This is a genomic window from Weizmannia agrestimuris (assembly GCF_943193165.1).
GTDB classification, from domain to species: Bacteria; Bacillota; Bacilli; order Bacillales; family Bacillaceae_C; genus Weizmannia; species Weizmannia faecalis.
Genome location: NZ_CALPDC010000043.1, coordinates 1 through 23,437, shown reverse-complemented (window position 1 = coordinate 23,437; position 23,437 = coordinate 1). Strand labels below are relative to the sequence as shown.

Below are 23,437 nucleotides of genomic sequence, written 5' to 3'. Positions count from 1 at the left end.
ATTCACTTGTCAATGAGCAGCAGAATGAACTGGAAATTGACATCCACTTTGGATTTAAACTTATTATACGAGGAGGGAGTTTGATGGCGGAAAGAACCATGATTATTGCAGAAAATCTTGCCCCCGGCCTGCTTGATGAAATCAGGAAATTGGTTCCGGAATGGCGCATACTGGCCGGAAAAGATCCGGCGCATTGGCAGAGTGAAGTGAAGAAAGCTGAAGTGATTGCGAGCTTTCGAAAAAAAATGGAAAAAGATGCATTATCGGAAGATTCCGCTCTCCGCTGGGTTCAAAGCTGGAGTGCGGGGGTGAACAGTTTCCCGCTCGAACAATTTGAGAAAAAGGGGCTCTTTCTGACTTCCGCAAGCGGCATCCACGCCTATCCGATTTCTGAAACCATTTTTGCAATGATGCTGGCATTGACAAGGAAAATCCATACATATGTCAGATATCAAACGAAAAAGAAATGGGACCATGCCGGGTTAAAACTGGAAATGCACGAAAAGGTGATCGGCATTATCGGTGTCGGGGAAATCGGGCTTGAAACGGCAAAAATTGCCAAAGCCTTCGGGATGAAAGTGCTGGGCGTGCGGCGTTCCGGTGCGCCTGCCGGGTTTGTAGACGAAATGTATACCAACGGGCAGCTCCATGATATGCTTCCGCTTTGTGATTATGTCGCCGTCTGCCTGCCGCTTACGAAAGAAACGTACCATTTATTCGGGAAAGAAGCATTTGCCCGGATGAAGCCGTCTGCATTTTTTATCAATATCGGCCGAGGGGAAATCGCAAATGAAAAAGAACTGGCGGATGCGCTTTCCTCCGGCGAAATTGCCGGTGCCGGGCTGGATGTATTTGAAAAGGAACCGCTCCCTGAAGACAGCCCGCTTTGGGAGCTGGAAAATGTGATCATTACCCCGCACACGGCCGGCTCAACCGAACATTATGACGAGCGGGTTGTCCGGGATATCTTCATTCCAAATTTAAAACGGTACCTCGCTGGCAGCAAGCCGGACATTCATCTGGTCGACTATAAAAAAGGTTATTAACCTTTTTGCTGCGCGAATCAAAAAATACGGTGATTTTTAAATTATTTCATTTTTCCCTTTACAGAACTAAAATCTGCTGTTAGAATATTTAGCACAGAGCAAAATGATATTCGAAAAGTAATGATGAAGAAGGCGTATTTGCAAAAAGCCGCAGAGAGTCGGTGGTTGCTGCGAACCGATGCTTTTGCTGATACAATGCCCAGCGCTTCTGAACTGGCCGGCTGAAAATGATGTAGGCCGCACCCGGCACATGCCGTTATTTTCCCAGAGGCTGCATTTCGCAGCAAATGAGGGTGGCACCACGGTACATGACGTCCCTCCTCCACAAGGATTTTTTTGTGGCGGAGGGACGTTTTATTTTAATTTTATATTGGAGGATTGACGTACTCATGCTTTTTTGTAAGGAATCGCTATTCACACCAGGCCCGACACCCGTACCGGACCGCGTAAAACAGGCCATGAACCAGCCTATGGTCGCCCACCGCAGTGAAGTCTTTTCAAATAGCCTGAAGCAAGTGGCGACAAAACTGATGCCGGTCTTTGGCACAAAAGAACCGGTGGTCGTCATTGCCGGCAGCGGAACATCCGCACTGGAAAGCGCCGTCTGCAACGTTGTCCATGAAGGCGACCATGTCGTTGTCGTTGTCACCGGCGTGTTCGGGGAGCGTTTTGCTTCCATTTGCGAATCATACGGCGCCCATGTCCACCGCCTCAATATAGAATGGGGAACCGCCTGCCGCCCGGAACAGCTGGAAACGTTCCTTAAGGGGCTAAAAGATCCGGTCAAAGCGGTTTTTGCCACCTATTGCGAAACATCCACATCGGTGTTGAACCCGGTGAAAGACCTTGGGGCCGTTGTAAAACGAGTGACCGATGCCTTGTATATCGTTGACGGCGTCAGCTGCATTGGCGGTGTGCCTGCAAATATGGAAGATTACCAGATTGATATCCTTGTTTCCGGTTCGCAAAAAGCGCTCATGCTGCCGCCAGGGCTTGCCTTTGTCGCCGTCAATAAACGGGCCAAAGAGGCAATCAAAAACGGCCCTGAGAAACGGTTTTATCTCGACCTGAACCGTTATATCGATTCGTATGATGAAGCTGTGACCACTCCATTCACTCCGCCGGTTTCCCTTGTGTTTGGCGCGGAAGAAGTGTGCCGGATGATTGAGGAAGAAGGCTGGGACAATGTCATCAAGCGCCATGAAATTTTGCGCGATATGACCCGTGCCGGCGTGAAAGCTTTGGGCCTTCCGCTCCTTGTCGAAAACGACGCGGATGCTTCGCCGACCGTCACAGCGGTGAAACCGGATGGTGATCAAGCCGGGGCAATCAAAAAATATTTGCAGGATCATTTTTCAATGGTCGTCGCAAGCGGGCAAAAGCAGCTGAAAGGAAAAATTTTCCGAATTGGTCATATGGGTTACAGCACGCCTTTTGACGTGATCAACGTTTTAACCGCGCTGGAAATGGCGGTACACGAACTGAACGGAAGGGACACTTTCGGCATTGCGGTGAAAAAAGCGGAGGAGGCATGGAAAGCACATGTTTAACATTTTAGTAACGGATAAAGTAAGCGAAGAAGGCTTAAAAAAACTGTATGCGCACAAAGATTTTATCGTTGAGCACCAACCGGGCATTGCGCCGGAAGATTTAAAAGCCACAATCGGCCAATATGACGGGCTGATTGTGCGGAACCAAACAAAAGTGACAAAAGACATCATTGAGGCATCCGGCAATTTGCGTGTCATAGCAAGGGCCGGGGTCGGCGTTGACAATATTGATGTCGATGCTGCGACGAGAAAAGGGATTATTGTCGTCAATTCACCGGGAGGAAACACGATTTCCGCAACGGAGCATACACTCGCCATGATGCTTTCCCTTTCCCGCAATATCCCGCAGGCACACAAGTCCGCAGCCGCGGGAAAATGGGAGCGCGAAAAGTTCAAAGGCGTCGAGCTTTTCAAGAAAACGCTCGGCGTCATCGGGACGGGAAAAATCGGGACAGAAGTGGCGAAACGGGCAAAAGCATTTGGCATGGCCGTGCTCGGGTATGACCCGTATTTAACCGAAGAACGCGCGGCAAAGCTCGGCATCAAAAAAGCAACGCTTGACGAAATTGCCGCCCAAGCCGATTTCATTACGCTCCATACGCCGCTGATGAAAGAAACGAGGCATTTGATCAATGAAGCATTTTTGGCAAAAACGAAAAAAGGTGTCCGCATCATCAATTGCGCACGCGGCGGGCTCGTTGACGAACAGGCGCTGCTTCAGGCGCTTCAGGAAGGCCGCGTTGCAGGGGCTGCCCTGGACGTTTTTGAAAACGAGCCGGAAATCACGCCGGGGCTTTTGGAACTGCCGAATGTTATTGTAACACCGCATCTCGGCGCTTCGACCCGCGAAGCACAGGTCCGGGTGGCGGCGGATGTCAGCGACGAAATCATCCATATTTTTGAATCTGAGGAGATCCGCAATGCCATCAATATGCCGCAAACTTCCGGGGAAAACCGCGAACGGATGGAACCGTTCCTCCTTCTTGGCGAACAGGTGGCACAGCTCGGCATCCAGCTTTTGGATGAAGCGCCGGAAAAAATTGAAATTACGTACGCCGGCGAGCTTTTGGATGAAGATACAAAACTGCTGACGAGAACGATTATCAAAGGGATTCTGGCGCGTCATCTCGGCAGCACCGTTAATCTTGTCAATGCCCTCCATCTCTTAAAGGAACAGGGGTTGACATACAATCTGCAGCGCAATGCGTCGTTTAAGGGCTTTTCCAATTATTTGGAATTGGCACTGTATAAAAAAGGCAAACAAGTGAATATCGGCGCTTCGATCATTAACGGGTTCGGTGGCCGCATCGTGAAGCTGAACGATTACCGTGTCGATCTCCGCCCGGAACAGCACCTTCTTTATATCCGGCATCTGGACATCCCGGGCATGATCGGTCAGGTCGGATCGATTCTCGGCAGCAACGATACCAATATCGGCACGATGCAGGTGGGCCGAAAAGAAATCGGCGGGGAAGCGATCATGGTGCTCACGCTCGATAAAACCGCAAGCCGGCAAGTGCTGGACCAATTAAAAGAGGTAATCGGCATTAAAGCCGTTCAGACTTTGGAACTCGCAACCGGCTATACCTTTCAGGAAGAACCTTTTGTAGAAGTATAAATAAAAAGCATTCACGGCAAAACGCTGTGAATGCTTTTTTCGAATACAAGTCAAAATGAGGCTTGTACAACCCGGTTTTTATTGGACTTCCATCCTGAGGTCTCCGGTTTTTGCCCAGCCGAACAATTTGAGGAAATGATAGATGCCGAGCGTTGTAAAAATGGGTAAAATCACACCTGCCGCAATATAAGCAAGCAGCACGCGCATTCCCTGATTTGCGAGAATATTAAGCGGTGCAATTAAAGAATTCAGGCCAAGCCCGCCGAGTTCATACGGCACCTTCAAATGGAACATCATCGTTGCAACCGGCGCACAAATGAGCGACGAAACAAACGGTGGAATGACAAGGCGCGGATTTTTCACCAAATTTGGAAACTGGACTTTCGGCGTAATCAATGACTGTGCAATATTGCCGCCCCAGTCATTTTGTTTCAGCGACATTGCCGTAAAACCGACAAACTGGACCGTACAGCCGATCAGTGCGGCTGCGCTGGATACCGGATCAAGCTGCAGCGCAATGGCAAGCGCGGCCGAAGAAGCAGGTGACATGAGCAGGATGCTCCAGACGAGCGATACAACCATTGAGCCGAAAAGCGGCGAACCCTGTACAGACGCCGTAATTTCACCGCTCAGCCATTGCAAAAACGGCGTGGTGACAGCAGCAAGGCCAACGCCGGCAACACCGCCAACAAGAATCGCGGCAAACGGAATTGCCATCATATCGAGCTTTGTTTTGCCAGTTACGCGTTTTCCGACCCACGTTGCGACAACTGCAGCCAGCACAGCACTTACAGGTTGTCCGGTAACAATCGTAATCAAGCCGTCCTGGGTTGTGCCGATCGCGTTTCCGCCGACTGCCGCACAAGCCATCGAACTGAAAATGACCAATGTATTGCCGCCAAGCTGGTATGCAACGCCTGCGCCGATGGCCGGTGCCAACAGCGATTTTGTCGCTGCCCCGATCGTCAAAAAGCCGTCCCAGCCGAGGAATTTCCCGAACGTTTCAAACAAAAGGCCCAGACCCAAAGTCACGAGCACAGCGTTTGCTACCCCGGCAGATGCTTTATACGCCCTATCAATGACATAATCTTTAGTTGCTTGCTTCATCTTTTCCACTCCTTGAAATATTCCGAATTAAAAGCTGTTACAATCGCCGTTTCTGTTTTAGTTTCCGTCTTCAATGATTTCCGTCAAATGCCGGCTTGTCCATCTAGATTTCCGCTCCTTTTTTTATGATGTTAAAATATTACGTTAGTTTTAATTTTATTTAAAAATATTTTTTTCAAACTTTTATCTTCATTTTTATGGAGGAATTGGCAAAATTACACTATATTAATAAAATGATCATGTTAGATTTCCCTACAAAAATTTTCTTTTCAAAAAATGCCATTTTTCACGTAGCGGAATGTCCTGCGAAAAAGAGGCATGCCTTCGCATGCCCCAGCTCTACAAAAATATGTTTTTGAGGTCTGCCACATTTTCAAAAATATAATCTGCCCCGTGTTCTTCAAATTCGGCTTTTGCTTCTTTTCCGGACAAGCCGGTTAAAATGCCGGCAAATTGGGCGCCTATTTTTTGCGCAGCAAGCAGGTCTGCAAGCGAGTCCCCGACAATCAGGATTTCCTGCCCGTTTTCAAGCGGGAGGCTGCATTCCGTACAGTCGCGGGCGGGCGTGTTTTTCCCCTTTAAAGCAAGCAGGTAGGTAAAAGGGTTCGGCTTTGCAAGCGGCGTATGGCCGCCAAGCTCCTCTTCCGCCTTTAAAACGTCGTCCGCCGTTACAATATGCTCCTCATGAAACAACGGCAGCCAGCCAAGCGCCCGGAACGGCCCGTACGTTTCAAGCTGCGGCCTTCCCGTGCCGACACCAAGTTTCAGCCCTTTCTCTGCTAAAAAGGAAAACAAGGCACCGATTTTTTCCGGTTCAGCAAGCGGAATCTCCTCATCGAGAAACCCTTTTTTTCCCGTTTGCACGCTCGGCTTCCCGGTAGATGCCACAATATTTTGGTCGCCGACATACCATTCCTGAGAAGCATGCTCGCACACCGACCAGAGCGCGCCTTTTTTACCAAGCTGCGTATCTGTAAGCCCGAAGATTTCATAAGCAAGCTGATCCAACACTTTCAATAAATCCTGTTTCGTTTCAGGCCTCTTTGCAAACCAGTTTAAAAAGATGCTATAGTCGGTTTCAACCGGATAATGTGCAAGTACCTCGCGCATTTCATGAAGTGTTACATCACCGATTTCACTTGCCAGCCAGCCACGGATCCGGCCCGCTTCCTTTTCCTTTATTTGGGAAAGCAAGTGTAAAAGCTGGCAGGTGAACGTTAAATAAATCATATCCCAGTTCGCGTTCATCCCGCGCGATTTTAAAAACCGCAGCACTTCATCATGTTGAAAAACATCAGCCCGGATGCGCCTGATTTCCTCATCTGTTAAGGTTGTTTTAAATTGTTCCGGTGCGAGCCCTAAATAATGGCCACTATGTATCAATTCCCAGACGGTTAAGCCGGATGCGTCAAAATAACGTTCCTCGCTCAGCAATACGCCGTCCACATCAAATAATACCGTTTGAATCATCTCTTCACCTCTTTCCTACATCAGTGTAACAAAGGATGCTGTTTTTTTGTATCGTTTTCTCCCTTTTCGGCCTGCACAAAGAAAAGGCGCCCCGGGGCACAGCCTAGTGACAACGCCCGGCATGCCCCGGTCTGGTGCCCGGTTCTAAAGCGAAACAACCCTATGTTTTTTTTTGCCAGCCGTAGCCAGCCGTTTGAAGTGAGAAATTTTATCCAGATCCGCATTTCCGCCGCTTACAACAATGCCGACGTGCTTTCCTGAAACGCCAGCTTTGCCGCTTAATACAGCCGCGAATGCCGCCGCTCCTGCCCCCTCGACAAACATTTTTTCGCGTTCAAGCATATAAATGATGGCAGTGGCAATGTCTTCATCGCTTACTGTCACGACATCATCCACATACTTGCTGATTAATGGAAATGTCAGCTGGCCGGTCTCTTTTACAAGAATACCGTCCGCGATGCCCGAAACATGTTCGAGCTGGCTGTTGCCCATCCCTTTAAAGCGATTATAGGCGGCAGGCGCCCCTTCGGACTGCACGCCGATGACGCGGATTTTCGGATCATAATTTTTCAGGAGACAGGCCATGCCGGCAATTAATCCGCCGCCCCCGACCGGAATCACAACCGTATCAAGATCCGCGCATTGCTGGATCATTTCGAGAGCGATCGTTCCCTGGCCGGCCATTACTTCATAATCGTCAAACGGGTGAATAAACGTTGCCCCTGTGATTTGCTGGTCCAACACAGCCGCTTCATACGCTTCCTGAAAAGATTCGCCGGTCAGCACGACTTCCGCACCATACGCCTTTGTTGCCAATACTTTGGCAAGCGGCGTTTTTTCCGGCATATATATTTTTGCCTTCAACCCCTGTTTCGTTGCCGAAAACGCAACACCTTGCGCATGATTGCCCGCAGATGCCGCAATCACGCCGTTTTTTCTCGCATCCCCTGTTAAGTTCGTAATCTTATTCAGTGCGCCCCTGATTTTAAAAGACCCTGTGCGCTGCAGGTTTTCCATTTTAAAGTAAAGCCTTGTCCCTGCCATTTCATTGAATGTCGCCGATTCGTTCAACGGCGTCCGGTGCACGACCGGCAATAAATTTTCAAATGCTGCTACAATGTCTTTCGTTTGTAAGAAATCCCCATTGTTCTCGTCACACTCCTGCGTTTTCAGACGCTTCAAATTTTGAAATTTCATCTTCAAGCAATAATGTCAGCCCGATTTCATCCAGTCCCTTTAACAGCATATTCTTCGGATACGGATCAATGTCAAAGTGGATGGCCTTTTCTCCCGTTAATACCACTTGTTTTTCAAGATCAACCGTTAAAAAGAGCCGTTCTCTCTGTGCCTTGTCAATCAAATCGTGCACTTCTTCTTCCGGCAGCTCTACGGTTAAAATTCCGTTTTTCTGACAGTTATTATGGAAAATATCGGCAAAACTTGGTGCGATGACCACTTTAAAGCCGTAATCCTGTAATGCCCAAGGCGCGTGCTCCCGTGAAGAGCCGCATCCGAAGTTGTCGCCTGCCACTAAAATCTGCGCACCATCGTATTTCGGGTCATTTAAAGGAAAATCTTCCCTTTTATTTCCGTTTTCATCGAAGCGCCAGTTGTAAAACAGGCATTCCCCGAATCCCTGGCGCTCAATCCTTTTCAAAAACTGTTTTGGAATGATCTGGTCGGTATCGACATTTTTCCTGTCCAATGGGAATACGAGCCCTGAAAAAGTTTGAAATGGCTCCATTTGCTTTTGCCCCCTCTCTTCGTATAAATGAATGAATTTTCTTCTGCTGCCTGCTGCAAAAGAAGCAGCGCGCCATGCCGCCATTTAGCGGGCCGGCACAGTCTGGCCGAGCTTCCGGACATCGACAAATTTGCCGTAAATGGCGGCAGCTGCGGCCATCTCCGGGCTGACAAGATGCGTTCTGGCGCCGGACCCCTGCCGGCCTTCGAAATTGCGGTTCGATGTTGAAGCGCATCGTTCTCCGGCCGGGACAATATCATCATTCATGGCAAGGCACATGCTGCAGCCCGACTCGCGCCATTCAAACCCGGCTTCCGTAAATATTTTGTCAAGTCCTTCTTCTTCCGCCTGTGCTTTCACGCTTTGCGACCCCGGAACAATGAGGGCCCGGACTCCTTCTCTTACATGCCGTCCCTTTACAATTTCCGCTGCAGCCCGCAAATCGGCAAGCCGCGAGTTCGTGCATGAACCGATAAATACATGCTGGACAGGGATGTCTGTAATCTTCATCCCCGGCTCAAGGCCCATGTATTGCAACGCTTTTTCAACCGCCTGCCGTTCGCCGGGATCGTTGATTTCAGCCGGATCAGGCAGTTTTTCACTGACCGGGAGGCACATGGAAGGGTTCGTGCCCCATGTGACCTGCGGCTCAATTTCTGCTGCGTCCATTTCAAGCGTTTTGTCATAGACGGCGCCCTCGTCTGATGCAAGCGAGAGCCAGTATGCCGCTTTTTCTTCAAAATCTTCCTTCGGCGCATATTTCCTTCCGCGCAAAAAGGAAATGGTCGTTTCATCCGGGCTGATCAACCCCGCCCTGGCCCCTGCTTCAATCGACATATTGCAGACGGTCATCCGCTCTTCCATGGATAAATTGCGGATCGCTTCACCGGTGTATTCGACAATATGGCCGGTGCCGACACCAATCCCGAATTTTGCAATGATGGCAAGGATTAAATCTTTAGCCGTCACGCCTGGCCCCAGTTTGCCGTTGATTTTGATTTGCATCGTTTTCGGGCGCTTTTGCCATAATGTTTGGGTTGCCAGCACGTGTTCCACTTCACTCGTGCCGATTCCGAAAGCAATGGCGCCGAATGCACCGTGCGTGGACGTGTGGCTGTCGCCGCATACGATCGTTTTCCCGGGCTGGGTGAGTCCCAGTTCCGGCCCGATCACATGAACAATCCCCTGGTCTGGATGGTTGATGCCGGCAAGCGGGATGCCGAATTCCTGGCAATTTTTCTCCAAAGTGGACATTTGTTTTTTCGAGACCGGGTCTTTTGAAACCCTGCCCTTTGTTGTCGCAACATTATGGTCAACGGTGGCGAATGTTAAATCCGGCCTCCGCACTTTGCGGCCATTCATCCGTAACCCCTCAAACGCCTGCGGGGACGTAACCTCATGGACAAGGTGCAGGTCAATATAGAGCAGGTCCGGTTTCCCTTCTTCGCGGTGGACCAAATGGTTTTCCCATATTTTATCGATAATCGTTTTTGGTGCCATCGTATCACTCCCATCTGCCGCTTTTCGTTTTTTTAGATCAATCTCCGTTTCGCCTCTTCCTGTGATTAAAAACTGCACTGTTTTTCCATCCCGGAAAACGCGTGGACCGCCGTAAACAGCCACTTATTTTCTGTTGAAAAATACGCTCATTGCAAAATGCGTGGACGGGCTTCACTGTTATTTAATTTTTCAATCAGTTTGTCTGTGAGCTCATGGGTGCTGACCACTTTTCCGTTTTTCACCTGCAAATCACCTGTACAATAACCGTCTTGCAGCACATCATCCACCGCTTTTTCAATCGCCGCCGCTTCTTTCTCAAGTCCGAACGAATAACGGAGCATCAAAGCCGCCGACAGCACTGTCCCGAGCGGATTGGCTTTTCCCTGCCCGGCGATATCCGGCGCTGAGCCGTGGACCGGTTCATACATGCCGAACCGGTCGGAACGGAGGCTTGCGGATGGAAGCATGCCGAGACTGCCGGTAATCACGGACGCTTCATCGCTTAAAATATCACCGAACATATTCTCAGTTACAATGACATCAAATTGGCCCGGATTTGCAATCAGCTGCATCGAGGTGGAGTCGACAAGCATATGGCTTACTTCCACATCCGGATACTTTTTCGCGGTTTCCTCCGCAATTTCGCGCCACATTCTGCTTGATTCCAGCACATTCGCCTTATCGACGGACGCCAGTTTTTTTCTTCTGATTTGCGCAAGCTGGAATGCTTTTTCAATAATTCTCTCAATCTCTTCCCTTGTATAAGCAAGCGTGTCTACCACTTCATTCCCGTCCGGCCCGCGCCTTTCACTCGGGCGCCCAAAATAGAGGCCACCCGTCAGTTCGCGGACGATAACAAGATCGACGTTTTCCACCCGTTCCCGTTTTAAAGGCGATGCATTTAAAAGCGGGGCATATGCTTTAACCGGGCGCAGGTTCGCAAACAGCCCCATTTCTTTCCGGATTCCGAGCAGGCCTTTTTCCGGGCGGAGGGAAGCCGGGTTATGATCCCATTTCGGCCCCCCTACTGCGCCAAGCAAAATGGCATCGCTCCTGCGGCAAATGTCAAGCGTTTCTTCCGGGAGGGGCGTCCCCGCGTCATCAATGGCGGCGCCCCCGATCAGCGCATTTTCAAAAACGGCTTCATGCCCGTCATTGTCCAATACGGTTTTTAAAACGCGGATCGCTGCATCCATCACTTCCGGCCCGATCCCATCACCGGGCAGTACGGCCAGTTTCATTTTCATTGTCGTTCCTCCCCGAAAATCACACCTGTACTTGTTTTCTCGATTGCTGTTCCATTGCGTGCGCCCTGTTGATTGCATTTAAAAATGATTTTGCGGAAGCTTCCAGTACGTCTTGGGCAGACCCGCGCCCGCCGCATTCAAACTCCCCGCATTTCACTTTGACAAAAGCATCCGCAAGCGCATCTTGCCCGGAACCGACTGACTGCAGTTTATAATCTTTCAGCTCAATCGGGCCGTCAAACATCTTGGTGATCGTATGGTAAATCGCCTCAACACTCCCCGATCCGGTGCCGGCTTCTTCAACAAGCGTTCCTTCCGGTGTTTTGATTCTTACTGTGGCGGTCGGAATATTCAATGTGCCATACTGCACCTGCACACTTTCCAGTTCATAATGCGCAGCATCTGCCGCATCGGTTTGCTTTTCGGCTAAAATGGCGAACAAATCGTCATCGGTCACTTCTTTTTTCTTATCCGTCAATGCTTTGAAAGCTTTAAACGCTTCGTTCAGTTTTTCCTGGCCAAGATCAAAGCCGAGCGCTGCCGCCCGTTCTTTAAAAGCGTGGCGGCCGGAATGTTTTCCGAGCACAAGCCGGTTGCTTGAGAATCCAACCAGTTCCGGGGTGATGATTTCATATGTCGAAGCCTCTTTTAACACGCCGTCCTGGTGGATGCCGGCTTCGTGGGCAAAAGCATTCGCGCCGACAACCGCTTTATTGCCTGGCACCACCATCCCGGTCAGTTTGCTGACCAATTGGCTTGTGCGTTTGATTTCATCCAATTTCAAGCGGGTCTTCTTGTTGTAATAATCCTGCCTGATGTGGAGAGCGACCGCCACTTCTTCGAGGGCAACGTTGCCGGCCCGTTCGCCGATGCCGTTGATCGTCCCTTCCACTTGCTGGGCCCCGTGTTCAATGGCTGAAAGCGTATTGGCCGTCGCCATCCCGAGATCGTCATGGCAGTGGGCGGATAAAATGACTTTATCAATGTTCGGAACGTGCTCCCGGATATAGTCATACAGTGCACCGTATTCTTTCGGCGTCGTATAGCCGACGGTGTCCGGCAGGTTGATGACATTTGCGCCGGCATTGATCACTTCTGTAATGATTCGGACGAGAAAGTCTTTATCCGATCTCGTCGCATCTTCTGCCGACCATTGCACCAGTGGGAATTTTTGCTTCGCGTATTTCACGGCCTCAACAGCGATGGCTGCCACTTCGTCCGGCGTTTTTCGCAGTTTGTATTGCATATGGATCGGCGATGTGGCCAGAAAAATGTGGATCCTTGGCTCGGCGGAATGCTTCAGTGCATCCCAGGCCGCATCAATGTCCTGCTTGTATGCCCTCGCCAGGCCGGTAACCGAACTGTTCCGGATTGTTTTTGCGATTTTCTCAACCGCTTCAAAGTCCCCTTTTGAAGAGGCAGGAAACCCCGCCTCCATGATATCTACGCCAAATTTTTCCAGCTGTTTGGCAATTTCGACTTTTTCCACGGTGTTGAGGTTGACGCCTGCCGATTGTTCCCCGTCCCTTAACGTCGTGTCAAAAACATTAACCTTTTGCATTCACAGCCACTTCCTTTTGTTTAATCGGATTTTTGACAAAAGGCATTAGATCGCGCAGTTCTTCGCCGACTTTTTCGAGCGGATGATTTTGCTCGCGTGTGTTGATGGCATTGAACATCGGGCGGTTTGTCTGGTTTTCAAGCAGCCATCCTTTGGCAAATGTGCCGTTTTGGATATCTTTTAAAACCTCTTTCATGCGCTTTTTCGTATCTTCATTCACAACGCGCGGGCCGGAAACGAAATCGCCCCATTGCGCCGTATCAGAGATGGAATAGCGCATATTTTTCAGGCCTCCTTCATAGATCAAATCGACGATCAGCTTCATCTCATGACACACTTCAAAGTAAGCGAGTTCCGGCTGGTACCCTGCTTCCGTTAACGTTTCAAAACCGGCTTTGATTAAGGAGGTCAACCCGCCGCACAGGACAGCCTGCTCACCGAACAAATCCGTTTCGGTTTCTTCCTTAAAGGTTGTTTCCAAAACGCCGGCCCGGGCAGCCCCGATTCCTTTTGCATAAGCAAACGCCAGGTCTTTTGCTTCCCCCGTCACATCCTGGTGGACGGCAACAAGCGCAGGCACCCCGGCCCCTTCTTCAAATGTCCTTCTGACGAGATGCCCCGGGCCTTTTGGCGCAACCATAAAGACGTCAACATTTTCCGGCGGGACAATCTGGGTAAAATGGATGTTGAATCCGTGGGCAAATGCGATTGCATTGCCGGGTTCGAGCCCTGCTTCCACTTCTTCTTTGTATACTTTTGTTTGCTGCTCATCCGGCAGAAGCATCATGATGACATCCGCTTCTTTTGCGGCTTCCTTCACAGGCTTAACGGAAAATCCGTCCTGTTCCGCGCGGTTAAACGACCGGCCCGGCCTGACGCCGACAACTACGTCAAAACCGTTATCACGAAGGTTTTGTGCATGGGCATGGCCCTGGGAGCCATAGCCGACAACGGCGATTTTTTTCCCTCTCAATGCTTCTTCTTTGATGTCTTTTTCAAGATAAACTTTTGCCATTTTTCATTCTCTCCTTAAGTTCAAGATTTTTATTTTAATAGGGAATACGAGCTTAAATCGGTTACTTGTTTTTGCGAGCCGCGCAGAAATGCGGTCATCCCGGTACGGACCATTTCTTTAATGCCGTACGGTTTAAGCAGGTCAACGAGCGCCTCCACCTTGTCGCTGTCGCCGGTTACCTGGATGGTGACAGATTCCCTGCTGACATCTATGATGGAGGCACGGAACGGTTCGACAAGCCCGCCGATTTCGCTTCTCGTCTGCGGTGTGCTCAATACTTTAATCAAAGCAAGTTCCCGTGAGACGATGGCCTGGCCTGTGATGTCCTGGACTTTGATCACATCGATCAGCTTGTTCAGCTGTTTTGTCAGCTGCTCCGCCTGCCTGTCGTCTTCGACATTGACGACAATGGTCATGCGCGAGATGCCCTCCGTTTCGGTGCGGCCGACCGTAATGCTGTCAATATTGAACTGCCGCTTTGCGAGGACGCCGGTAATTTTGTTCAGCACCCCGCTCTGGTTTAAAACAGTGGCTACAACAATCCGCTTCATGGCTTCACCCCCATCATTTCATGCAGCCCCTTGCCCGGCGCGACCATCGGGAACACCGCTTCAAGCCTTTTCACGCGGCAGTCGACAACGGCAGGCCCTCCATCCTCGAAAACAGATTTCAGCACCTGTTCGAGTTCTTCGTTGTTCGTCGCGCGGCAGCCTCTGATGCCGTAGCTTTCCGCAAGTTTGACAAAATCGGGCTGGACCGGGATCGTCGAATAGGAATAGCGCTCTTCGTAGAAAGATTCCTGCCACTGCCGTACCATGCCGAGATACTGGTTATTCACAATGAATATCTTGAGCGGCAAATTTAATTCTTTTACAACGGCAAGTTCCTGTAATGTCATCTGGAAGCCGCCGTCGCCGCTGATCGAAACCACCAGTTGGTCCGGACATGCGATTTGCGCGCCGATTGCGGCCGGAAATCCGAATCCCATCGTGCCGAGCCCGCCGGATGTAATCCACTTGTGCGGCTTTTCAAACCCGTAATACTGTGCCGCCCACATCTGGTGCTGGCCGACATCCGTCGAAATGATCGCATCCCCGTTTGTGTAATGATGGATTCTTTGAATGACATGCTGCGGAGACAATTCCTCGCCGTCATCTTCGTACCAAAGCGGGAAATTTTCGGCGTATGCTTTTACATGGCGGACCCACTCATCCGTGCCGGCGTTTTGCAAATCTTCCGAACAAATCTTCTGCAAGGCTTCCTTTGCATCTGCCACGATCGGGATATCGGTTTTGACATTTTTGCCGATTTCAGCCGGGTCGATATCAATATGGACAACCATTGCATTCGGGGCAAAGTGGGCTAAGTTGCCTGTCAGGCGGTCATCGAACCGGGCCCCGATATTAATGAGCAGATCGCATTCGCAAATGGCCATGTTTGCCGCATACGTTCCATGCATGCCGCCCATGCCGAGAAAAAGCGGGTGGCGGAACGGAAAACTGCCAAGGCCGAGCAGCGTGTTTACGACCGGGATGCGGCACTTTTCCGCGAACTTGAGCAAAAAATCAGACGCCTTTGCATGGAGGATGCCGGCTCCTGCCAATATGACCGGTTTTGCGGAATAAGAGACAGCTTCCACAAGCTTTTTAATCTGGAGCGGATTCGGGCTTGTATTCGGCTGGTAACCGGGGAGATATACTTCCCGGTTTTCTCCCATTTCCACCGTGCCCTGCTGGATATCTTTCGGGATATCGACCACCACCGGTCCGGGCCGGCCGGATTTTGCAATATGAAAAGCTTCTTTGACGACCCGCGGCAAATCCCGCAAATCCCTTACCTGGTAATTGTGCTTGGTAATCGGGGCCGTCATGCCGATAACATCGGCTTCCTGGAACGCGTCCGAGCCGATGACGGAAGTGCCGACCTGGCCGGTAAAGACGACGAGCGGGAGCGAGTCCATCATCGCATCGGCAATCCCGGTGATCAGGTTGGTTGCCCCCGGGCCCGAAGTCGCAATGACGACACCTGGTTTTCCGCTAACGCGCGCGTAACCTTCTGCCGCGTGAATGGCCCCCTGCTCATGCCGGGCCAGGATATGCCTGACCGGCTGGTTGTATAGGGCATCGTAAATCGGTAAAACCGCACCCCCCGGATAGCCGAACATTACTTCGACTCCTTCCCGCACCAATAACTGGACAAGCGCCTCAGCACCCGTACATTCTGCTGTTTTCACATTGCCATCCATTCTTGCTTTCGCACACACGATTTAACCTCCTATTCTGATTTGCGCAGGCTCCTTGATTTATCCCAATAAAAAACGCCTTTCTCTCCTTGAAAACGGCAAAAGGAATAATCGTTTTTGCCGGTTTTGCAGGGATGAAAAGGCATCTTTTCATGGTACCACCCAACTTCACAGCGTTCTCACAAACGCCGCCTCATGCAGCATCGTTTACAAAATGCTGCTTTTGGTAACGGGTCCTCCGCTTCATGCGGCCGACCCGGCAAGTCCTAGTAGGCAGAACCGTTCAGACTTGCACTCAGAGGCGATGTCGTGACCGGGGTATTTACCGGGCTCCCAGCATCCCCGGCTCTCTAAAAAATACCTGATCCGATCACTTTGTCCCCGTCAACGTTTTTTGCGGTAATCCGATTTTTAAAACCCCGCCTGTATTCGCAGAAGTCACGAGTGCGGAATATCTTGCCAGGTAGCCGCTTGTGATTTTCGGCTCCGGCTGCACCCAATTTTGTTTTCTTCTTTGCAATTCTTCATTCGGAACATGGAGCTCAATCCTTCTGTTGATTAAATCAATCGTAATGCGGTCGCCGTTTTCAACAAGTGCGATCGGCCCGCCTTCCGCCGCTTCCGGTGAAATATGGCCGACGCAGATGCCGCGGGTTGCGCCGGAAAATCTGCCGTCCGTAATCAAGGCAACGGTTTTGCCAAGCCCCCGGCCCATAATGGAGGATGTTGGCGCGAGCATTTCCGGCATGCCCGGCCCGCCTTTTGGCCCTTCATAACGGATCACGACGACATGCCCTTCACGGACAAGGCCGCTGTCAATCCCTTTTTGAGCCTCTTCCTGGGACTCGAATACAATGGCCTCCCCGGTAAAGGTGTGAATATCCGGATCGACCGCTCCCACTTTGATCACGGCACCGTCCGGGGCAATGTTGCCATACAGGATGGACAAACCGCCGACCGGGCTGTAAGGATTTTCTTTCGGCCTGATCACTTCAGGATTGCGGATTTCCGCATTTTTCACATTTTCATAGATGCTTTTGCCGGTGATCGTCAGCCGGCCGGGGTGAATCGCCCCCTTAATCTTGCAAAGTTCATGGACAATTGCGCTGATTCCGCCTGCAAGGTGGACGTCGTGCATCGAGTAATCCGACGCCGGCATAATTTTTGCAAGATACGGGACTCTTTCCGCCACCTTGTTAATCCGTTCCAAATCGTAGTCAATTCCCGCTTCCCGGGCAATTGCCAGCGTATGCAGCACGGTATTGGTTGAACCGCCCATCGCCATATCAAGCGCGAAAGCATCATCAATCGCTTCTTCTGTGACAATATCGCGCGGCCGGATATCGTTTTTGATACAGTTCATTAAGTGCCCGACGGCTTCCCGGATAATGCGGTGCCTTTCCTCCGACGTGGCAACGATAGTGGCGTTGCCGGGCGGCGTCAGGCCAAGCATTTCCATTAATGAATTCATCGAGTTTGCCGTAAACATGCCTGAACACGATCCGCATGTCGGGCAGGCGCTCGTTTCCAGCATTTTCAGCTCTTCATAACTGATTTTTCCGGATTTATGGGCGCCAACGCCTTCAAATACCGATGTAAGGGACAATTGTTTTCCATCCGGCGCCATACCGGCTTCCATCGGTCCCCCGGAAACAAAGACTGCCGGTACATTTGTCCTCACAGCTGCCATCAACATGCCAGGGGTGATCTTGTCACAGTTCGGAATGTAAAAGACCCCGTCGAACCAGTGGGCATTGATGACCGTTTCGGCACTGTCGGCAATCAGTTCGCGGCTCGGAAGCGAATACCGCATGCCGATATGCCCCATCGCTATGCCGTCATCCACCCCAATCGTATTAAATTCAAACGGGACACCGCCCGCTTCCCTGATCGCCTCTTTTACTACTTCCGCAAACTTATTGAGGTGTCTGTGCCCCGGGATAATATCAATATAGGAATTGCACACCCCGATGAAAGGCTTGTCGAAGTCTTCCGTTTTCAGCCCTGCTGCATATAAAAGGCTTCGGTGCGGGGCACGGTCGATCCCTTTTTTGATCATGTCACTTCGCATTCCATCACTCCCATTCTATTGCCTGCGGGGTATTTCTTATGCCCGGTGAAAATCCGGTTCTTTAAATATCCGCCCGAAAAAATTTTTTATATTCTTTAATTGTTGTCAATCATACGACTTTTGATTGCCGAGGTCAACCCTTTTCTGTCAACTTTTTTGACAATTTTGATTTGAAAATCTATTTGGAAACGCTTTCATTATTGATTTTATTGACTTTTCTTTTTTTCATTTTTTGAGTTGCTCAGGATGGACTCCTTTTTTTTTTGCTGGTTGTACTTGCTGCTCGGCCGTTCTTATTTTTAGATCACGCTTGTATTGGCCGGGTTTTGACTTATCCAAAAACGGCATCATTTTGCGGCTTCTGTCCATTTTGATCGCGGGCACGGGGTTGAAAATTTTCCGAAAGAGATGTTGACAGATGAAATGTTCAGTGATAATCTTATTTTCAAATAATATGAAAAACAAAAGTCGAGGACGGGAAGAGTAAGTTTGGATCTTGTTCCCCAGAGAGTTGGCATATTGCTGAAAGCCAATGTTCAAGGCCATTCCGAAGATCATCCCCGAGATGCAAAGCTGAAGTTTTTAGTAGGCTTTGACGGTGATTCCCCCGTTAAGAAAGGAACACGTATGTTGGTACGTTGAATGAGGTGCCGCACGTTTTTGTGCGGAATAAGGGTGGTAACGCGAGCAAACTCGTCCCTGTTTCAGGGGCGGGTTTTTTGTTTTTCTCTACATTATTGCATCGAAAGGAAGCGGACATAGGATGAAAAGAAACGAAGTATTGTTTATCGGCTTTATGTTGTTTTCCATGTTTTTCGGAGCCGGGAATTTAATTTTCCCTCCTTTTCTCGGTATTCAGTCTGGATCGTCTTACTGGCCGGCAATGGCAGGGTTTATCGTAACGGGAGTCGGGCTGCCGGTGCTCGTTATCGCCGCAGTTTCGTTTGTAGACGGCGGCATCCAGGCGATCGGGAACCGTGTCCATCCGGTCTTCAGTACGGTATTTACCGTGATTGTCTATTTATGTATCGGGCCATTTTTGGCGATCCCGAGAAATGCAAACGTTGCTTATGAAATGGGGGTTAAACCGTTTCTTTCCGGGTCCGCCCACAGTTCGCCGGTCTCTTTATTGTTGTTCAGCGTCGTCTTTTTCCTGCTCGTCTATTTGACTAGTTTAAATCCTGACAAAATGTCAAATACGCTCGGGCGCTGGATTACACCGGTATTATTGCTGGCAATGGCCGTCCTTTGCGCAGCCGGTTTCTTCAAACTCTCCGGCCGCCCGTTTACGGCGCCGCTAGCCGGATACCAGACCGGTTCTTTCTATAAAGGTTTTATTGACGGATACTCCACGATGGATGCGCTCGCCTCCCTGGCGTTTGGCATCGTCATTTTAACAGCGGTCAAACATCGCGGCATCGCTAACCGGAAACAAATGACGGCCTATACATTAAAAGCCGGGTTGATTGCCGGCGCGATTTTGGCACTCGTCTATGTCGCACTCGGATTGATCGGCGCAAAAATGGCTTCAAGCGGCACGTTCCAAAATGGCACCGATGTCCTGACGGCAGTGTCTTCCTTGCTATTCGGGCAGGCTGGAAAAATACTGCTTGGTTTTATCTTTATGCTGGCCTGTTTTACAACCGTCGTCGGCTTAACGACAGCGTGCGGACAATATTTTTCCAATCTGGTGCCGAAATTCAGCTACCATGGTGTTGTCATTGCCGTTACCCTTACCGGCTTTACGCTGTCCAATCTCGGGCTCAATACCATTTTAAAATTTTCTGTCCCGTTTTTGGAAATGGCTTATCCGGTTACGATCATGCTCGTTGTCCTGACATTTTTCCACACGGCGTTCTGCGGCTCGAAGAAAGTATACGGCTTTGCATTGTTGTTTACAGGCGTGTTTGCTTTAATCGAAGGGCTGAAAGGATTCGGCGTCCCGCTTGGCTTTATCGGGGCATTCGCCCAAAAACTGCCGCTTGCCTCCGCCGGCCTTGAATGGGTAGTGCCAGCCCTGTGCGGAACTGCCATCGGACTTTTATTCAGCCGGCTGGAACACCGCACAAAAGAAACGCGTGCCGTCCAAGCAAGGGAACAAAGCTTGTAGCAGCCCGGAAAAGCTTCGCGGGGTAGCCTGGTCTTGCCTTTCCCGCGGAACGGACCATTAGGCGATGCATTTTCCCCCGGGCGGAATTTACGGGAAATTGCGGGCGCCCGGCGCAAAGCCCGTAACCGGATCCTAGACGCTTTAAGTTTTCAGCCGTAAAAAAAGGCCCTGCCGCCTGAAAAAGTGTGGGGCCTTTTTGATGGTTTCTATAATATCACTGTTAATACAGCTTAATTTCCTTGTTTAAATCATCATACTGAATATATTTTTTCAATGCCTGCTGTAATGTCACTTTTGTCTCTGCTTTATTTTCAAAGGAAAGGCCTCTTGTCACCATCTGCCTTACAATTTCCGGGCGCAAGCCGGTGATGACCACTTTGCATCCCATCATCGAAGTGCCGTCTATCATCTTAAAAATATGGTCGACTACATCCATCTCTACTTCTGCAATGCCGGAGAAATCCATGATCAACGTTTGGATATGCAGCCGCCCCACCTCAAGCAAAACTTTTTCTTCCAAAATATTGGTGCGGAACATGTCAATAGAACCGATTAACGGCAAAATACAGACGCTCGATGTAATTGGAATGATCGGGACGGAGAGGTTTTCCACCAATCTTTTTTGCTGGTCGATCAGCTCATCTTTATAGGTAGAATACCGGATAAAAAAGTGATTTAAAAATTGGTCAATACGGTCATTGATTTTTTTCTCCATGTCAAAAAAGTAGTCCTGGTCTACTTCAATCCCTTTTTCTTCCCCGTACTTTCTAAGGAATACCCATAATGTCCGGCGGATCGCCTGCACCCACTCCAGTTTCAGTCCGAGCGTCAAAGAATGAGTTGCCCAGGCAATCCCTTCCTGGCGGGCAAAGGCGACCAATTCCTCATCCTGCTGCTCGACGACATACGTCACAATTTTAAAAGCATTGTTCAACAAATCAATGTTCCCTATTCTTAAAATTTCATCAATTTTATCCTTAACATTTACAGCTTCATTTAATAACTTCTGTTCGAAGCTGTTTCTATTTTTTTTAAGGTATGCGATAATTTCTTCTTGTTCATTTACAATCGATCTCATTTCTCCACACCTCATCTATATATGATAAAAGGATGGCTGTTGAAGCGGCGGCCGCCCGCGTTTTTTGCGGCCTGTCCGAAGCGCAGCCAGGACAAGGAAAAATGGCCCCGCCTCTAAAACAATACCATTCTTATACCCCATACACCAAATAAATAAACATGCTTTTTATATAAAATGAACTTAAATTCTTGCATCAAGCCCTGGCACCAATTGCATGAGGATGACTTTTTTCAGCAGGCAACTGAGCGGCAATATCATGAATAAGAGATCATATATTTTCATCCAGGTCTCCCTTCGGCCCTGAAAAAAGCGGCCGTGGACAAATTTGCACCGGCTGATTCGCATTTGTTGCGGCATGGGCGGCGATGCACGACAGGGGGCCCTATGGCGTTCCCCATTCGGCTAAGTTTTTCCTTTCCAACCGGCAAAAAAGCCGCTCAATCCAAAGCGGCTTAAATGGCTGTTTTCCTTTTTTCTCTTGAAACCAGTTGTGTGGTTATTTTTTTCCACGCTGCTTTTGTATCCTGAAAATCACGGTAATGCTGTCTGACGTTGCGGTGGTACTGCTCGAATTCCTCCAGCACATTCATAAAATCGTCCCGTCCGAAGTAGCGACAAACTTTCGGAAGCGTCTCTTTCAGCCGGGCGCGCACTTCCGCCATTTTTTCATCATAGTTTTCCCTGTCAGTGATATACACATAAAGCGGCTTGTACCGGATCCAGCCGACACATGCTTTGTAAAAACGTTCCACGACCTGTTTCGTATCCGCTTTAATATAGCTTAAATTGGTCGGCAGCACCCCGAGCAGCAAATGCTGGTAAGCGCCGAAACCGTCATGGAAAGTATAGGCCGGCACGCGCAACACAGTCCGGTCTGTCAGGCATGTGCCCAAGAAAGTATCCTCGCCCCGTGCATTCGGCGGATTGTAAAACGGCAGTACACGGTCCGGATCTGTTAAATTCAGCGTCAAATTCGATCCTGAAATAAATTTTGCCCTGTTGATCTCCGGCACTTCTTCCGCTTCATCCTTTACCAGCACACCTGTATCGGCATATGTCACCCCGCCGTTTTTCATCACGCTTTTTATCGTATCCCAATTGACAATATCGTTGCTCAGCGCCTCAATGAGCGTGCGGAAATCTTTTTCTTGCAGGACCTCATTGAAAGAAATGAATGGAATCGGGGAAATGTAGCCGCAATGATATCCGTTCGTAATATCGGCATGCCGGATATGTTCCAAATGTTTTCGGAGCACTTCCTGGCCGCCCCAGACAGCCGTTTTTCTACTCTTTGTCACGGCAACCGGATACTCATCATCATCAAGAAAAATGAGATAATCGATGCCTCTTTTTAACGCCTCATAAACGATTATATTGCGTTTGGACGCATATCCTTCGCCGAACAAAAGGCCTACTTCTTTTCTGCTCATGCCCATTTGTGAGACGAGTTCCTCGGTTGCTTTACGCGTCTCCTTCTCCCCGATAAAATAAGCCTGGTCAATATCTTCCATGCATTCCGTTTCAATATGTACAAAGTCTTCAGGCTCTGCATTTTCGTAGTGCAAATCATAGGCAACAAACAAATGCAGCCTGATCCTGTCGCTTTCCGTCAGTTCGGATTCCTTCAGGTTATACATATACGTTTTTAAAACGTTTTTAAAACTTTTTCTTCCTGTTGCAAATCCGATGCCCACATTGATTTCCTTTGCCATTTTTTCCCTCTCCTTTTGCATTTCTATTTCCTTATACCCTGTTTGCATGCGAACCGAAACATGGCATAAATTCCCTGGCTTGCGGGTAAACTTCGATTATGTTGCGTGCAATGTTTGAATGAAGATGAAAAAGTGTAAGAAGATAAAAAAAGGATGTGCCCTGTTTTTTCCGGAAGCAGCCGGGGAAAACGGGCACATGAAAAAAGGAGCAGAGCAATGGCTGGGCAAATTCCTAATGAAAAAACGATTGATGATACCATTGATTTGATGAAAGAAGGGTATCTCTACAGTGAACTACCCACCACTTATCAACCTTACGGTTTGATTGAAGTGGGGGCTTCTCGACTTATCGTTGCTTTTACTAGC

The 23,437-nt window shown here is 49.5% G+C and carries 17 protein-coding genes and 2 other annotated features; of the genes, 4 read left to right on the top strand and 13 right to left on the bottom strand.

What is annotated here, in order from left to right:
• The first annotated feature begins 83 nt into the window (after positions 1–83).
• The 3 genes from NFR98_RS13090 to serA all read left to right on the top strand — a co-directional run bounded on the left by NFR98_RS13090 (position 84) and on the right by serA (position 4,214).
• Entirely contained in the window at positions 84–1,046 is a 963-nt protein-coding gene (locus tag NFR98_RS13090; protein ID WP_061086984.1) for a D-2-hydroxyacid dehydrogenase, read from the top strand.
• Between the two features lie 111 nt (positions 1,047–1,157).
• Positions 1,158–1,368: a binding site (T-box leader), on the top strand.
• 67 nt (positions 1,369–1,435) lie between these two features.
• Positions 1,436–2,596, top strand: coding sequence for a pyridoxal-phosphate-dependent aminotransferase family protein (locus NFR98_RS13085; protein ID WP_014097324.1), 1,161 nt, complete (start codon positions 1,436–1,438; stop codon positions 2,594–2,596).
• Positions 2,589–4,214, top strand: coding sequence for a phosphoglycerate dehydrogenase (gene serA, locus NFR98_RS13080; RefSeq protein ID WP_026684362.1), 1,626 nt, complete (start codon positions 2,589–2,591; stop codon positions 4,212–4,214). The genes NFR98_RS13085 and serA overlap by 8 nt, the downstream gene beginning before the upstream one ends.
• 78 nt (positions 4,215–4,292) lie before the next feature.
• Here serA and NFR98_RS13075 read toward each other — a convergent pair whose 3' ends face one another.
• From NFR98_RS13075 to ilvD, 11 genes are all read right to left on the bottom strand, one after another.
• The gene (locus NFR98_RS13075; RefSeq protein ID WP_014097322.1) at positions 4,293–5,321 is read right to left on the bottom strand and encodes a PTS sugar transporter subunit IIC; all 1,029 of its coding nucleotides are present in this window, start codon (positions 5,319–5,321) and stop codon (positions 4,293–4,295) included.
• A gap of 339 nt (positions 5,322–5,660) precedes the next feature.
• A complete protein-coding gene (locus tag NFR98_RS13070) occupies positions 5,661–6,791 on the bottom strand; it encodes an HAD family hydrolase (RefSeq protein ID WP_014097321.1) in 1,131 nt (376 codons plus the stop codon).
• A 144-nt stretch (positions 6,792–6,935) separates the two neighbouring features.
• Positions 6,936–7,988, bottom strand: coding sequence for a threonine ammonia-lyase (ilvA, locus tag NFR98_RS13065; RefSeq protein WP_251460287.1), 1,053 nt, complete (start codon positions 7,986–7,988; stop codon positions 6,936–6,938).
• Positions 7,945–8,535 carry a 3-isopropylmalate dehydratase small subunit gene (gene leuD, locus NFR98_RS13060; RefSeq protein ID WP_026104569.1) on the bottom strand — a complete coding sequence of 197 codons (591 nt, stop codon included), beginning with the start codon at positions 8,533–8,535 and terminating at the stop codon, positions 7,945–7,947. Before leuD ends, ilvA begins: the two co-directional genes overlap by 44 nt.
• 84 nt (positions 8,536–8,619) lie before the next feature.
• Positions 8,620–10,035, bottom strand: coding sequence for a 3-isopropylmalate dehydratase large subunit (gene leuC / locus NFR98_RS13055; RefSeq protein WP_026104570.1), 1,416 nt, complete (start codon positions 10,033–10,035; stop codon positions 8,620–8,622).
• Between the two features lie 146 nt (positions 10,036–10,181).
• A complete protein-coding gene (leuB, locus tag NFR98_RS13050; RefSeq protein ID WP_017550957.1) occupies positions 10,182–11,282 on the bottom strand; it encodes a 3-isopropylmalate dehydrogenase in 1,101 nt (366 codons plus the stop codon).
• 19 nt (positions 11,283–11,301) lie between these two features.
• Positions 11,302–12,843 carry a 2-isopropylmalate synthase gene (locus NFR98_RS13045; protein ID WP_017550958.1) on the bottom strand — a complete coding sequence of 514 codons (1,542 nt, stop codon included), beginning with the start codon at positions 12,841–12,843 and terminating at the stop codon, positions 11,302–11,304.
• Positions 12,830–13,858 (bottom strand): ketol-acid reductoisomerase, encoded by a 1,029-nt coding sequence (gene ilvC / locus NFR98_RS13040; RefSeq protein WP_017550959.1) that lies wholly within the window; start codon positions 13,856–13,858, stop codon positions 12,830–12,832. Before ilvC ends, NFR98_RS13045 begins: the two co-directional genes overlap by 14 nt.
• 29 nt (positions 13,859–13,887) lie before the next feature.
• Positions 13,888–14,409 carry an acetolactate synthase small subunit gene (ilvN, locus tag NFR98_RS13035; RefSeq protein ID WP_013860312.1) on the bottom strand — a complete coding sequence of 174 codons (522 nt, stop codon included), beginning with the start codon at positions 14,407–14,409 and terminating at the stop codon, positions 13,888–13,890.
• A complete protein-coding gene (gene ilvB, locus NFR98_RS13030) occupies positions 14,406–16,121 on the bottom strand; it encodes an acetolactate synthase large subunit (RefSeq protein ID WP_017550960.1) in 1,716 nt (571 codons plus the stop codon). The genes ilvN and ilvB overlap by 4 nt, the downstream gene beginning before the upstream one ends.
• Positions 16,122–16,470: 349 nt before the next feature.
• Positions 16,471–18,171 carry a dihydroxy-acid dehydratase gene (ilvD, locus tag NFR98_RS13025; protein WP_017550961.1) on the bottom strand — a complete coding sequence of 567 codons (1,701 nt, stop codon included), beginning with the start codon at positions 18,169–18,171 and terminating at the stop codon, positions 16,471–16,473.
• 462 nt (positions 18,172–18,633) lie between these two features.
• Positions 18,634–18,875, top strand: a binding site (T-box leader).
• Positions 18,876–18,934: 59 nt separating this feature from the next.
• Here ilvD and brnQ point away from each other — a divergent pair.
• The gene (gene brnQ / locus NFR98_RS13020) at positions 18,935–20,281 is read left to right on the top strand and encodes a branched-chain amino acid transport system II carrier protein (protein ID WP_061565519.1); all 1,347 of its coding nucleotides are present in this window, start codon (positions 18,935–18,937) and stop codon (positions 20,279–20,281) included.
• Positions 20,282–20,501: 220 nt separating this feature from the next.
• On the opposite strand, the gene NFR98_RS13015 is transcribed toward brnQ, so the two are convergent.
• A complete protein-coding gene (locus tag NFR98_RS13015) occupies positions 20,502–21,359 on the bottom strand; it encodes an STAS domain-containing protein (RefSeq protein ID WP_035183809.1) in 858 nt (285 codons plus the stop codon).
• A 452-nt stretch (positions 21,360–21,811) separates the two neighbouring features.
• Entirely contained in the window at positions 21,812–23,071 is a 1,260-nt protein-coding gene (locus NFR98_RS13010) for a hypothetical protein (protein ID WP_104851564.1), read from the bottom strand.
• Positions 23,072–23,437: the final 366 nt, after the last annotated feature.

Excerpts from the sequence above, each read along its gene's own strand:
- NFR98_RS13090 (WP_061086984.1), top strand. The coding sequence starts at position 84 with ATGGCGGAAAGAACCATGATTATTGCAGAAAATCTTGCCCCCGGCCTG.
- NFR98_RS13085 (WP_014097324.1), top strand. The coding sequence starts at position 1,436 with ATGCTTTTTTGTAAGGAATCGCTATTCACACCAGGCCCGACACCCGTA.
- serA (WP_026684362.1), top strand. The coding sequence starts at position 2,589 with ATGTTTAACATTTTAGTAACGGATAAAGTAAGCGAAGAAGGCTTAAAA.
- NFR98_RS13075 (WP_014097322.1), bottom strand. The coding sequence starts at position 5,321 with ATGAAGCAAGCAACTAAAGATTATGTCATTGATAGGGCGTATAAAGCA.
- NFR98_RS13070 (WP_014097321.1), bottom strand. The coding sequence starts at position 6,791 with ATGATTCAAACGGTATTATTTGATGTGGACGGCGTATTGCTGAGCGAG.
- ilvA (WP_251460287.1), bottom strand. The coding sequence starts at position 7,988 with ATGAAATTTCAAAATTTGAAGCGTCTGAAAACGCAGGAGTGTGACGAG.
- leuD (WP_026104569.1), bottom strand. The coding sequence starts at position 8,535 with ATGGAGCCATTTCAAACTTTTTCAGGGCTCGTATTCCCATTGGACAGG.
- leuC (WP_026104570.1), bottom strand. The coding sequence starts at position 10,035 with ATGGCACCAAAAACGATTATCGATAAAATATGGGAAAACCATTTGGTC.
- leuB (WP_017550957.1), bottom strand. The coding sequence starts at position 11,282 with ATGAAAATGAAACTGGCCGTACTGCCCGGTGATGGGATCGGGCCGGAA.
- NFR98_RS13045 (WP_017550958.1), bottom strand. The coding sequence starts at position 12,843 with ATGCAAAAGGTTAATGTTTTTGACACGACGTTAAGGGACGGGGAACAA.
- ilvC (WP_017550959.1), bottom strand. The coding sequence starts at position 13,858 with ATGGCAAAAGTTTATCTTGAAAAAGACATCAAAGAAGAAGCATTGAGA.
- ilvN (WP_013860312.1), bottom strand. The coding sequence starts at position 14,409 with ATGAAGCGGATTGTTGTAGCCACTGTTTTAAACCAGAGCGGGGTGCTG.
- ilvD (WP_017550961.1), bottom strand. The coding sequence starts at position 18,171 with ATGCGAAGTGACATGATCAAAAAAGGGATCGACCGTGCCCCGCACCGA.
- brnQ (WP_061565519.1), top strand. The coding sequence starts at position 18,935 with ATGAAAAGAAACGAAGTATTGTTTATCGGCTTTATGTTGTTTTCCATG.
- NFR98_RS13015 (WP_035183809.1), bottom strand. The coding sequence starts at position 21,359 with ATGAGATCGATTGTAAATGAACAAGAAGAAATTATCGCATACCTTAAA.
- NFR98_RS13010 (WP_104851564.1), bottom strand. The coding sequence starts at position 23,071 with ATGGCAAAGGAAATCAATGTGGGCATCGGATTTGCAACAGGAAGAAAA.